Below are 12,358 nucleotides of genomic sequence, written 5' to 3'. Positions count from 1 at the left end.
GTCCGGGTGGCAGGCTTCACGTGGAATGGGTGGCAACCTTCAGCGGTTTACGCAGTGATCGCGAACGCACGATGGATGTGCGGATCATTGCCGCCACGAACCGGGCGCCGGAAGAGGAGGTTGCCAACGGCAACCTGAGGGAGGATCTGCTGTACCGGCTGAGCGTCTTCCCCGTGGAGGTGCCCCCGCTGCGACACCGCCTGGAAGACATACCCCGGCTGGTGGCCTTTTTCCTGGAACGGCTTAACCAGGCCGATAACCAGTCCAAGTACCTTTCACCGCAGGCACTGTCCAGGCTCCAGAGCCATTCCTGGCCGGGCAATCTCAGGGAACTGGGTAATGTGATTCAGCGCGCCTATATCATGTCGGACCGTTGCCTGACGACCGACACGCTGCCCGGGGACATCGGTCGCCCCGGACACGGCAATCATCAGTACAGTCGTACCCTGCAAGTACCCATAGGCAGCAAGGTGGCGGATGTGGAACGCGACCTGATCCTCGCCACGCTGGAACAGTGTGGTGGCCGGCGCCAGGAAACCGCCCGGTTGCTCGGACTGAGCACGAAGACCTTGTATAACCGGTTGCAGAAATACGACCGACACAGGGCCGCCTCCTGACCTGGTTCGATTCACTTTATTTGCAAATGTAAATGAGAACGGTTACCGTTCGTGCCGCATTCGTTGGGCCGTTTTACTGTTCGAGATGGCCCGCAGGCACAATCCACAAAGAACGGAACCAGACTATGACGTTGTTGAATACCAGGTCACTGCTCCTCGCGTCGGGCATCACGGCCCTGGCGCCGGCCATCGGCCATGCCCAGGAAACCGGTAGCGAGGACTCCACCGCCTCTGCCATGCCGGAACTTGTGATTTCCGCCACCCGTAACCGCGCCACGGTCAGCCAGACGCCCCAGCGGACCAGGATCATCTCGCGGGAGGAAATCGAGCAGCAACTGGCCATTTCCGATGACCCCGGGCAGGTGCTCAGCAACCTGATTCCCTCCTATTCACCGGGCCGGCAGAAGCTCACCAACGCCGGTGAAACCCTGCGGGGCAGGGCGCCGCTGTTCATGGTGGATGGCGTACCCCAGACCAATCCGCTGCGGGACAGTGCCCGGGACAGCTACACCATCGACATGGACATGGTCGAGCGTATCGAGGTGATCTACGGGGCCAGCGCGGAGCACGGCCTGGGGGCCACCGGCGGCATCATCAACTTCGTTACCCGGGAGCCGGAGAGTGGCAGCCTGAAGCAGTCGGTCACGGCCAAGGTGACCACCGATGACGATGTCAGCTCCGATGGCCAGGGCTACAAGCTGGGTTACCGGCTGAGCGGCCAGTCCGGCCAGTGGGACTACCTGGCGGGAGCCACCTTCCAGGAACGGGGCGTGTACTACGACGGCAAGGATGAGCCCATCGGTATCGCCTATCCCGGTGAGATCCAGAACTCCCAGAGCTACGACCTGCTGGCGAAGGTGGGCTACTGGATCGACGATAACCAGAATGTGGAGTTTTTCGTCAATCGATTCGACCTGGAAGGGGGCGATGATTACCGGCCGGTGTCCGGTGATCGCGACAACGGTGTTCCCACTACCGCGGAAAAGGGTGACCTGCCGGGCGAGCCGGGCTACAACGAAGTTACCACCGCACGGCTGTCCTACACTCACGCTGACTGGCTGGGCAACGAGGTGGACGCGCAGCTTTACAGCCAGGCCTTTCGGGCCCAGTTCGCCACCACCCCGTACTTCCCGTACCAGGATGGCAGCGGCAACACCCAGTATGACCAGACCCGGAACGAATCCGACAAGCTGGGCGCGAAGTTCACCCTGACTCGTGGCGGCCTGTTCAATGATCACCTCAGCCTGACCACCGGCCTGGACCTGCTGCAGGACGAAACCAAACAGGTGCTGGTGCATACGGACCGGGTGTATGTGCCGAAATCCCGCTTCCGCAATGTGGCGGCGTTCCTCCAGGGCGATATCAAGGTGACCGACCGGCTTAGCCTGCACACCGGCGTACGCCAGGAGCATGCGGAACTGGATGTGGATACCTACCAGACCATCGACCGCAGCAATGTCACCCAGGACAACGTCACCGTGGAAGGCGGCAAGCCAGACTTTGACGAGACCCTGTTCAACGGCGGCCTGATCTACCAGGTGACGGACTGGGCCCAGGTGTATGCCAACTACTCCGAAGGTTTCGGCATGCCCGATGTGGGTCGTGTACTGCGGGGCATCAGCACGCCGGGCCAGGATGTGGACACCCTGCTGGAACTGCAGCCCATCGTCACCGAACAGCGTGAAATCGGCGCCCGGTTTGACTGGGACCGTTACGAGCTGGAAGTGAGCTACTTCGAGTCCGACTCCGACTATGGCGAACGCCTGACCGAGGAGAACGGTGTCTGGGTCGGCAACCGGGAAAAGACCGAGATCAAGGGGGCGGAGGTTACCGCCAGCGCCCGCATCACCGCCCAGCATAAGCTGGGGGCGTCCTACACCTACACGGACGGTGAATCGGATACCGATGGCGACGGCGATGTGGATACCGAACTCACCGGTATCAATATTCCACCGCAGACCGTGAAGCTGTCCTGGTCCGCCGCCTGGGCGCCGGTGCTGTCCAGCCACCTGCAGTACAGCCACTTCCTGGACCGCAACGTGGATAACGACGAACTGGACTTCGACGGCTACGGCCTGCTGGACGGTTCCGTCGTGTATCGCAGCCCGGTGGGCCAGGTATCCCTGGGTATCGAGAACCTGCTGGATACGGACTACTTCACCTACTATTCACAGGCCGCCCGTGTCAGTGATGACTACTATTTCCGGGGCCGTGGCCGCACGGTCAGCCTGGGTTACCAACTCGATTTCTGAGGGTCGGGAGTCTGCGCGGCAGCCATGCCTGCGCAGGCTCCAGTGCATCTTGCCTTTCTTTTCGGGGCCTCTCAGGGCCCCTTTTTACTGCCTGGTTCCCGCCTACCGTCTCATCCGGTAGAGCAGGTATACGAAAAACGGCGCCCCGATCCCTGATACGAAGATTCCCGCTGGCAGATCCCTCGGCAGGAAGACCATCCGTCCCACCAGGTCCCCACACACCAGGATAATAGCGCCGGTGAAGGCCGTCAGCATCACCAACCCCGGATGCCCCGAGCGCACCAGACGCCGGGCCAGGTGAGGGGAGATCAGCCCCACGAATCCCAGCGCCCCCACATGGGCCACCGAGGCCCCGGTCAGGGCGACGGCAATCAGCAGGAACAGCATCCGGTGGCGTTGCACGGCGCTGCCCAGCCCCTGGGCGGTATCATCTCCCATGGCCTGGATATCCAGGTGGCGGGCCTTGGCCAGCACGATGGGCAGGCAGATCAACAGCCAGGGACCCAGGCCCTGCACATCGTGCCATTGGGCGGCGTACAGGCTGCCGGTGAGCCAGATAAAGGCGGTCATGGCGGTGGTGTCCGGGCTGATCACCAGCAACAGGGTGGTCAGGGCGCCCAGGCCCGCCGCCAGGCCGACCCCCACCAGCACCAGGCGGCCCGGGCTGATGCCTTTGTACCAGGTCAGCGTGACCAGCAGCACGGCAACAGCCAGGGCGCCGACCATGGCGGCGGGCACCAGCCAGGCAGCGCTGGACAGCCACAGGCAGAGTACGGCAGCGGCGGAGGCCCCGCTGGAGATGCCAATCACATCCGGTGATGCCAGGGGGTTGCGAACCAGCCCCTGCAGGATCAGCCCGGCAATGCCCAGGGAGGCCCCCGCCAGGATGGCCATCAACACCCGGGGCAGTCGTATTTCCATCACCACCAGCCGCAGGCCGGGATCGTCCCCGGATACCAGGGCCGACATCGCCTCCAGCCAGGAAGCCGGATGGCTGCCCGTACCCAGGGAAAGGCCCGCAACCAGCACCAGCGCCAGGCCCATGGCCGTGGTGACCGTCAGGGTGTGCGGGTTGATCTTCAGAGACCAGCTGTCGTCAGGGGCGCGGAGCACCAGTGGTCGGGTCATGTCAGGCTCCGGGTCTTGCGGGCCAGGTGGAGGAACAGCGGGGTGCCGAGCAGGGCGGTGACCACTCCCACCGGGATTTCCTGGGGCGGAATCACCAGCCGCGCCACGGTGTCGGCGATCAGCAGCAGGGCCGCCCCGATCAACGCGGAGGCGGGCAACAGCCAGCGATGGTCGGTGCCAAAGATGGCCCTGGCCATATGGGGCACGATCAGCCCCACAAACCCGATCAGCCCTGCGATGGCCACGGCGGTGCCGGCCAGGGCGATCACCAGCACCACGCAGAGCAGGCGCGTACGCACCACATTCAGCCCCAGGCCCTGGATCACCTCGTCATCCATGCCCAGCAGGTTGAGCTGGCGCGTCATCAGCAGGGTTATCACGATGGCCACCGCGATGATCGGCAGCAGGCCCATCACGGCATCCAGTGAACGGCCGGATACCGAGCCGGCGAGCCAGAACAGCAGGCTTTCCAGCCGGTCCTGATTCATGATCAGCAAACCCTGGGAAAAGGACACGAACAGGGCGGTGATGGCGACCCCGGCCAGAACCGTCCGCACCGGCGACAACCCCTGGCCCGGCTCTTGTCCAAGGGTGAAGACCAACCCGGCGGCCACCCCGGCCCCGAGGAAGGCCAGCCAGATCAGGTCCGATGGCAGTGACAGGGAAAACAGGGTGGCGCCGGCCACCACGAAGAAGAGGGCGCCCGCGTTGATGCCAAGGATACCCGGCGATGCCAGCGGGTTGCGGGTGAGGGACTGCATCAGCACCCCGGCCACGGCCAGCCCGGCGCCGACGGCAAGCGCCACCACCGTCCGTGATACCCGTTCCGAACGGATGACCAGGTGCTGGATGTTGCCGGCGTCATAGGCAAACAGGCTGTCCAGCAGGGTACCGAGGGTCACCGGGATATTGCCGTACACCAGGCTGGCCACCGCTGCGAGGGCGAGCAACAGCAGGCAGGTCAGGGCGCCGGCGGAACGGGCGAGGGCAGAGTTCAGCATAGGATGCAGCCCTCCGAGACACCGTCCTCAAGCCCGTAATGGTCGTACAGGTCGTCCAGCAGACGATGGGCGGCAATGATGCCCGCCCCCATGTTCCAGGTAACCGGGTCCACCTGGAATACCTGGTCACGGCGCACGGCACTGAGGTTCTCCCACAGGGGGTGGGAGGTCCAGTTCTCGTAGGTCCGCTGTATGGCCGGATCACCCAGCATGAAGATAAACACGGCGTCGGCATCCATGGCGGGAATGCTTTCCTGGCTGGTCAGCTTGATGCCCCAGGTATCCTTGCGGTGGGCCGGAGGCGCCTTGAAACCCAACTCATCCAGCACCTGTTTGGCGAAACCCTTGTAATAGATCCGCGCATGGTCGCCACGGAAGCTCAGGATGGCCACCTCCATCGGCCATTGATCCCCCAGCTTCTCCCGGATACGGGCCTGGAAGTCCTCGACCCGGGCGTCCCACTGATCCAGCAGGGCATGGGCCCGATTGGTCCGGCCGGTTGCCTGGGCTAGCATCCCGAGCAACGACCGGAAGTCATAGACATCCTCGGCAATCACGGTGGGGGCAATCTGGTCGAGCAGGGGGTAGACCTCGTAATGGCGATACCGGGCCCCCACGATCAGGTCCGGTTGCAGCCAGGCGATGCCCTCCAGGTCCGGCTGGGTCTCCATGCCCAGCATCCTGGGCTGGCCCAGGCGGTCGCCCAGGTAGTCATAGATGGGCTTCTGTGTCCAGGATTCCACCATGCCCACGGGCTGGATGCCCAGGGCGGCGAGGCTGTCGGACGCCCCCTGGTAGAGAGACACCACCCGCGATGGGGTGTCAGTGATGGTGGCGGTACCCAGCGAATGCCGCACTTCCACGGCATGACGATCAGCTCCGGATGCCAAAGAACCGATGCTGAAGATTAACAAAAACAGAAGGATAGAATTGATTCTTAAAGTGGACAGCACAGGCAGGTCAGATGTCTCCAGGGCAGCGCGGTTATTGTAAATGAGAATTGGTAATAATATCATTGCCCCATTGGATAAAGCGACACTGTCCAGTCATTGCCACCCAGACATAACGACCCAGCCATAGCTGCCCACACTTTATGAGCGAATCCGCGATGCCAGGTGTTCTTTACGGTGATTCCCTGACCGTTGGTTATGGGGAAGCCCCCGTGCTGGCCAATGTGGATTTTACCCTGGAGCCCGGCAAGCTCACCGTACTCCTCGGGCCTAACGGTTGCGGCAAGTCCACCCTGCTGAAAACCCTGGCCAGGACCCTGACGCCGGACGGGGGGCGGGTGCTGCTGGATGGCAACGATATCCATCGCCGGTCAACCCGGGCCGTGGCACGTGAGCTCGGGATACTGCCGCAAAGCCCCACGGCACCGGATGGCCTGACGGTCCGTGAACTGGTGGCGCTCGGGCGTTTTCCCTACCAGTCTATGCTGCGCCAGTGGTCCCGCCGGGACCAGGAAGCGGTGGAAGCCGCCATGGCGGAGGTGGATGTCACGGAGTTCGCCGACCGGCCCGTGGATAGCCTCAGCGGGGGACAGCGACAGCGCTGCTGGATTGCCATGGTGCTGGCCCAGGAGACGGGCCTTCTGCTGCTGGACGAACCCACGACGTTTCTTGATCTGAAGGTGCAGGTGGACCTGCTGGAACTGCTGGCCACCATGACCCATAAGGGCGGTCGCACCCTGCTGGTGGTGCTCCACGACCTGAACCTGGCCGCGGCCTACGCCGATACGATGGTGATGATGAAGGCCGGCAGGATCCTTCATCGCGGGACACCGTCGGCCATCTTCACCTCATCGAACCTGAAAGCGGTGTTCGACCTCGATGCCCGGATTGTCGCTGATCCGGATTCGGGCCGCCCGGTCTGCATTCCGATACGTCCGGGATACACCGCCGTTCCGGAACCCACCGAAGCCAGTGTGGTGACCGGATAATGGGCAATCCGAAGCAGTTCTGCGCCGTTGAAAGCGTCAGGGCAGGGGATCCGTTACCGGGCACGGCCACCCATCCCGAACGCAACCTGTTGCTAAGCTGGCCCCGCCGCTATTGGGAGCGCAACCTGCGCCATGCCAGCAACATGGCGCCGTCCCTGGTTAGCCGGCTGGACGGTCTCGCCGCCAGTGGTCGTCGGGTCAACCTGATCTACCGTCGCCAGGAACCGGAAGATAGCCATCGGATACTGCTGTTTCCGGAAGGTCTGGCATTCGACATCACACCGGACCAGCTTGAAGACTTCCTGGAGGATGTGCAGCAGGGCAGTGACCTGGCCCCATGGGCAGGCCGTCCGGTCACCAGGCCGGTGATGCTGTGCTGCACCCATGGCAAGAAGGACAAGTGCTGCGCAAAATTCGGGTACGACACCTACCGGGCGCTCCAGGCCGAGATCGCGCAGCGGGACCTGCCGGTGGATCTCTGGGAAAGCTCCCACCTTGGCGGCTGCCGGCTGGCGGCAAGCCTGATCACGTTTCCCTCCCGGCGTAAATATGGCCGCATCGGCCGTGATGATACGAAGGCGTTACTGGAGCACGAGATCCGTGACCGGGCCTATCTGCCGTGCTATCGGGGCAACGGCAGGCTGACGCCGGCACAGCAGTGTGCCGAAACTGCCGCACTGGAATGGCTGGCACGCCAGGAGATCAACGCCGAAGACCTTGTGGTTGAGCCTGTGCCAGCAGAACAGAGCGGCCCGGATGTGGAAGTCCGTGTCCGCTGGACGTCCGGACCCGACACTGGTGTACTGGTGGCCCAATGCGTACAGCGGGAAATACAGCGGGTGGATACCTGCGCCGATCTGGATGAGGGGCCCACCAGCTCCTGGTGCTGGATGGTGTCGGCCATTGCGCCGGAAGAAGCCTCCCGGATTGCCTCCATCTTGGGCCAGTGGGGCGCGGGAGGACATTAGGCGCGATCCTGATCGTAAAAAACCGGGGCGCCGGGCGAAGGAAACGACGACAAACCAATAACAAGGAAGCCTATGAAACGCGTACTGACCCTTATTGTGCTGATTCTCATCGCCGCTGTCCTGTGGGTGCTGCTCTGGCCATCACCCGTGGATTCAGCAACTTATGATCCCCCCGAAGCACCGCCGATGACCGGCCCGCTGGCGCCCAATAAACTATTGCAGCAGGCCGAACTGCTGGCGCAGGGCGAAGTGGTCGGGCCGGAGGATGTGGCCGTGGACGACCAGGGCCGGGTATACGGCGGCACGGATACCGGTTTTATCGTAAGAGTTGGTCGCGACGGCAGCGTCGAGCACTGGGTGGAAACCGGGGGACGCCCGCTAGGCCTGGCATTTGACGCTGAGGGTAACCTGATCGTTTGTGACGCCTGGATGGGGTTGCTGTCAATCTCTCCGGCGGGGGAAATCGAGGTCCTGGCCACCGGGGCCGATGGCGAACCCTTTGCCTTTACCAACGATGTGGACATCGCGTCAGATGGCACCATCTATTTCTCCGACGCCAGCAGCCGATTCAATCAGCCGGACTACAAGCTGGACCTGCTGGAGGCCCGTCCCCATGGCCGTTTGCTCAAGTACGAACCTGAGACCGGCGAGACCACCGTACTAATGGACGACCTGTACTTCGCTAACGGCGTCGCGGTGGATCCGGACGAAGCGTTTGTCCTGGTCAACGAGACCTACCGCTATCGGGTGCAGCGCCTCTGGCTCAACGGTGAAAAGGCAGGGCAGAGCGAGATATTCGCGGCCAACCTGCCAGGTTTTCCGGATGGTCTCGCCCGGGACAGCGCCGGACGTTTCTGGGTGGCGCTGCCGACACCGCGTAACGCGACAGTGGATCGCATCCACCCATATCCCTGGATCAAGGACGTCGTGGCCAAACTGCCCGACGCCGTGCAGCCCCAGGCCCAACGTTACGGCTTCGCGCTCGCGCTGGACGGTGAAGGCCGGATCCTCACCAGCCTGCATGATCCCAGCGGCGAACACCTGGAGGAAATCACCTCCGTGGAACCCCATGGCGACGACCTGTACTTCGGCACCTTGCACAATGACCGGATCGGCCGCTTGCCAATGAGTGAGGTTACCGGTCTGTAGATAAACACTGGCGATCGGGCCTACCGGTCGCTCACTTTCTTCATCGCTTGCGCCAGGTCTTCAGGCAGGGGCATGGGTTTAAAAGCACTGACGTTGGCGCGCCCCGTATTGCCAACCGGAACCCAGAGTCGGGAAAACAGCAAAGCGGCAATGGTCCGGGTCAGTTGTCCCAGTATTTCCCGGAGGTCACGTGTGCGCCAACCGAGCCTGAGCATGCGCAGATGGGTCGCAGCATGGTCCAGCGCAAATCGCTGGCTCAGAATATGGGCCCGCTCAAGGTGAGCGAACGCGTCCTGGACATTCCCCAATCGCTCAGCCTTGAGAGCGGCAGCAAGCTCCGCGCGGTAGAGTGGTTTCAGTTCACTGTGCATTGCCGGATGCTCCTTATGGTGAAAGGGCCGCGGTTATCCATAACGGATCTTCCTCAGGCTTAACGCTGGAAAGTAGCTTAAAGGTTGTAGCTGCTACAGGGTCAACGCTTGTGAGTAAGGCAGGGGGATGGAGCATCTGGTTATTGAGGTACTGTCCATAGAGTATGAATCAACCGATGCCGGATATTGTATTTAACATAATATACATTATGCGCAATGTTGTATGGTGTGGAGGTGAAGTAGTCGTCCACAGATGGACGACCATAGAAAGTGCTAAAGACTAATTACCGCCCCAACAAAAGGTACTCGGCCACCGCCTGGTAAGCTGGCAAGGAAGTCGGATCTATCTTGCCGTTCTTCGCTGTTGGATAGGAAGCAAACCGGACGATTACCATGTCGGCCTTCGGATCGACATAGATCGTCTGCCCATGGACGCCTCGGGCCGCATACGCACCGTGCTCGTTGTGAAGCAGCCACCACATGCTGCGATAGCTGCCGCCTTCCAGGGTTATGTAGCCGGCCTTTGCAAAATCGTTCTTACTGCCACCCATTACGAATGTTGGCAACCACCTTTGATGGAAACAGTCGCTGGCCGTTAATTTCGCCTTCGTTGAGCATCAGCAAGCCTATGCGCCCCAGATCTCGCAAGCCTGCACTCAGGCCGCCGCCGGCAAACGGTGTGCCCTTGCCGTCTACCGTAATGTAGGCATCCTGCTCGGCCCCCATCCGACGCCATAGGCGCTCTGACAGCAGCTCGGTTACTTCCAAACCGGATACACGGGAGATTATCCAGCCAAGGGCGTCTGTGTTGATCGTTTTATAATGGAACGCATCACCATGATCGCCTTCGGGTTGAACAGTCTGAAGGTATTCGAAGTAGCCATCGGGCCCCTCATAGCCTGTAGGCTTTGGAAACGGGCTGGCCGCCCTGGAGTATATCCAGATGTCGGCGTCGGGATCGGAGTAGTCTTCGCTATAGGCAAGCCCGGTGGTCATATCCATCACCTGCCGGACGGTTGCGGATCCGAATGCACTGTCGGCAAGCTCTGGAACGATGGAGGAAACCAGTGCATTGTCGTCCAGCTTTCCTTCAACCACGAGTATTTCCGCAAGCAGGCCCGTCATAGACTTGGTCATGGACATGGCTCCGTGCTTGCCGGTCTCGTCGAGACAGCCGAAGTACCGCTCGTAGACAATCTTTCCTTCATGAATGATGAGCATGCCGTCGGTATAGTTTGCTGCCAGTGACTCTTCCCACGTCATCGTTTCGCTGCTGCCCATAGGTGTAAACGTCAGCGCATCGATTGCAGCCTCATTGAGGTTGTACTCAAGCGGAACCGGTGCGCCAATTCCACGGCTAACCTGCTCCGTCGGCAAAAGTTCGCGAAAATGGCAAACGGTCCAACGGAGCTTCGGAAAACTGAAAAAATTGGAGTCTGGCTGCGCTACCAGTTTGTCTGGTGGTGGTGGAAAACCTTGCATCAAACCCAGTTTTTTCGGATCCGATGCCGCTGCGTCCAGAGTGTCGTTTTTGGCGGCCACACCGACAGAGATAAACAGGAGAAGCAGCGAGAAACCAAACTGCAATATGTGCATTGGCCAGGACACTCCTACGAAAATTCCGCGATGGTTTGAATTGAGTGTAGCAGCCTCCAATGACCTGCCCCCGTATTAGGTCCACCCCGGGTTGGAAAAATCCGACTCTTGAGCTGGACGACAGATTTAGTATTTTGTGTGGATGCCCAGGCCAGCGCCCTATTCTAGAATTTACTTTAAGTTTGTTTAGCACTTTTTGTGGAATTCGAGCCGTAACCCTTTGATTCTCTGTTTCACGGGTTTAGTACTTTGCTTGGTCGTCTAACCGACGCCGTCGTCCCATGCAGCCCTATGCCGTCACCCCAAGCATTTTCTTCCAGCACAGTACACTCCGTTTCCGGAATGGCGGGAGCAATTCATTCAAACGCTGTTCCTGAATCGGTTGCTTCGCTCTGCGTGATGACAACGGGGCTTTTGTGTTTCGTCGTTCTTATCTACCGCGATCCATAAGGCAATATGCGTTTGTTGGACAAGCAGAACTTCGCACGGGCCCTGGCTATCATTTACACTGGTACTGGCCACGGTCGCCGCCCTTAACCTGCTGATTTTCTGTGTGAGCAATTTAGTGCTTTGTGTCGCTTTCAGGCGATAATGTGCTGTTAATCTCAACCTCCTTTCGAAGGCGCTCTTCTTCCAACTGCCGGCGCACATCAGATAACGACGAAGCGATGATCCCCGTCGGCACCGCTATCATCCCTAGACCGATCATTAAAATTCCGAACGTAAATAAACGACCGCCCCCGGTTATGGGGTAAATATCCCCGTATCCAACGGTGGTCAGCGTTGCGACGGCCCACCAGAGCGCATCAAGTATCGAGCGAAATACTTCGGGCTGCGCTTCGTGTTCGAAGTGGTAGATTCCTACGGCAGCAAGGAATAGAAGCACAAAACTCGCAATCGTAAAGATGATGAGCTCTTCCTTGGCAAGATAAATGGCTCTCACAAAACGGAAAATAGCTAAGTTGTAGCGGGCTAGCTTCAGGATTCGAAGCAAACGCAAAAGGCGAACCAGTCTCAAGGCGCGTAAATCAATAAACAAACCGAGATAGAATGGCAGAATTGCAAGAAGGTCGATCAATCCATAGAAGCTGAAAATGAAACGTAGCTTCTGTGTGGATATATATATCCGGCAAAGGTACTCAATTGAAAACAGGCCTACAACCACTATCTCGGAGTAGTAGAGAAAGGCCTTGGTCGTTGGAGAGAGGTTTGGTAGAGTTCCGATAGAAAAAGTGACGACTGAAAAAAGGATCAATCCTGCAATCGACCAGGCGATAAAAGGCCGGTCAATTATTGGTACTTGGTTCTTTTTATCCACTTTAGTGATCCCCTACCCG

Annotated in this window: 12 protein-coding genes; 5 read left to right on the top strand and 7 right to left on the bottom strand. The window is 60.2% G+C overall.

Translation table 11 applies throughout. The features are described 5' to 3' along the window. On the top strand, positions 1-617 hold a 617-nt coding region (locus tag RO069_RS12305), incomplete at its 5' end, for a helix-turn-helix domain-containing protein (protein ID WP_328187862.1). A gap of 125 nt (positions 618-742) precedes the next feature. Further along, a complete protein-coding gene (locus tag RO069_RS12300) occupies positions 743-2,869 on the top strand; it encodes a TonB-dependent receptor (protein WP_328187861.1) in 2,127 nt (708 codons plus the stop codon). Between the two features lie 102 nt (positions 2,870-2,971). On the opposite strand, the gene RO069_RS12295 is transcribed toward RO069_RS12300, so the two are convergent. From RO069_RS12295 to RO069_RS12285, 3 genes are read right to left on the bottom strand one after another with little or no spacing between them, the layout of a single operon-like run. Further along, a complete protein-coding gene (locus RO069_RS12295; protein ID WP_328187859.1) occupies positions 2,972-3,997 on the bottom strand; it encodes a FecCD family ABC transporter permease in 1,026 nt (341 codons plus the stop codon). After that, positions 3,994-4,998, bottom strand: coding sequence for a FecCD family ABC transporter permease (locus RO069_RS12290; protein WP_328187857.1), 1,005 nt, complete (start codon positions 4,996-4,998; stop codon positions 3,994-3,996). Before RO069_RS12290 ends, RO069_RS12295 begins: the two co-directional genes overlap by 4 nt. After that, a complete protein-coding gene (locus RO069_RS12285) occupies positions 4,992-5,888 on the bottom strand; it encodes an ABC transporter substrate-binding protein (protein WP_328187856.1) in 897 nt (298 codons plus the stop codon). Before RO069_RS12285 ends, RO069_RS12290 begins: the two co-directional genes overlap by 7 nt. Positions 5,889-6,106: 218 nt before the next feature. On the opposite strand from RO069_RS12285, the gene RO069_RS12280 reads away from it, so the two are divergent. The 3 genes from RO069_RS12280 (at position 6,107) to RO069_RS12270 (ending at position 9,054) form a co-directional block, all read left to right on the top strand. Further along, entirely contained in the window at positions 6,107-6,937 is an 831-nt protein-coding gene (locus RO069_RS12280; protein ID WP_328187854.1) for an ABC transporter ATP-binding protein, read from the top strand. Beyond that, the gene (locus RO069_RS12275) at positions 6,937-7,905 is read left to right on the top strand and encodes a sucrase ferredoxin (protein WP_328187853.1); all 969 of its coding nucleotides are present in this window, start codon (positions 6,937-6,939) and stop codon (positions 7,903-7,905) included. Before RO069_RS12280 ends, RO069_RS12275 begins: the two co-directional genes overlap by 1 nt. Positions 7,906-7,977: 72 nt before the next feature. After that, positions 7,978-9,054, top strand: coding sequence for an SMP-30/gluconolactonase/LRE family protein (locus RO069_RS12270; protein ID WP_328187852.1), 1,077 nt, complete (start codon positions 7,978-7,980; stop codon positions 9,052-9,054). Between the two features lie 20 nt (positions 9,055-9,074). On the opposite strand, the gene RO069_RS12265 is transcribed toward RO069_RS12270, so the two are convergent. The 4 genes from RO069_RS12265 to RO069_RS12250 form a co-directional block, all read right to left on the bottom strand. Continuing rightward, a complete protein-coding gene (locus tag RO069_RS12265) occupies positions 9,075-9,425 on the bottom strand; it encodes a DUF3703 domain-containing protein (RefSeq protein ID WP_328187851.1) in 351 nt (116 codons plus the stop codon). 284 nt (positions 9,426-9,709) lie between these two features. Continuing rightward, positions 9,710-9,976, bottom strand: a complete 267-nt coding sequence (locus RO069_RS12260) for a hypothetical protein (protein WP_328187849.1) — start codon at positions 9,974-9,976, stop codon at positions 9,710-9,712. Then, complete coding sequence (locus tag RO069_RS12255; RefSeq protein ID WP_328187847.1) at positions 9,963-11,021, bottom strand: serine hydrolase domain-containing protein; 1,059 nt, start codon at positions 11,019-11,021, stop codon at positions 9,963-9,965. The genes RO069_RS12260 and RO069_RS12255 overlap by 14 nt, the downstream gene beginning before the upstream one ends. Before the next feature lie 562 nt (positions 11,022-11,583). Further along, positions 11,584-12,339: an ion transporter gene (locus RO069_RS12250; protein WP_328187845.1), complete on the bottom strand. Its 756-nt coding sequence runs from the start codon at positions 12,337-12,339 to the stop codon at positions 11,584-11,586. Between the last annotated feature and the right edge of the window lie 19 nt (positions 12,340-12,358).

Origin of the sequence: Marinobacter sp. OP 3.4 (genome assembly GCF_036224885.1) — a bacterium.
Taxonomy (GTDB): Bacteria; Pseudomonadota; Gammaproteobacteria; order Pseudomonadales; family Oleiphilaceae; genus Marinobacter.
The sequence above is the reverse complement of the archived record's forward strand: the minus strand, read 5'-3'. Positions and strand labels throughout refer to the sequence as shown.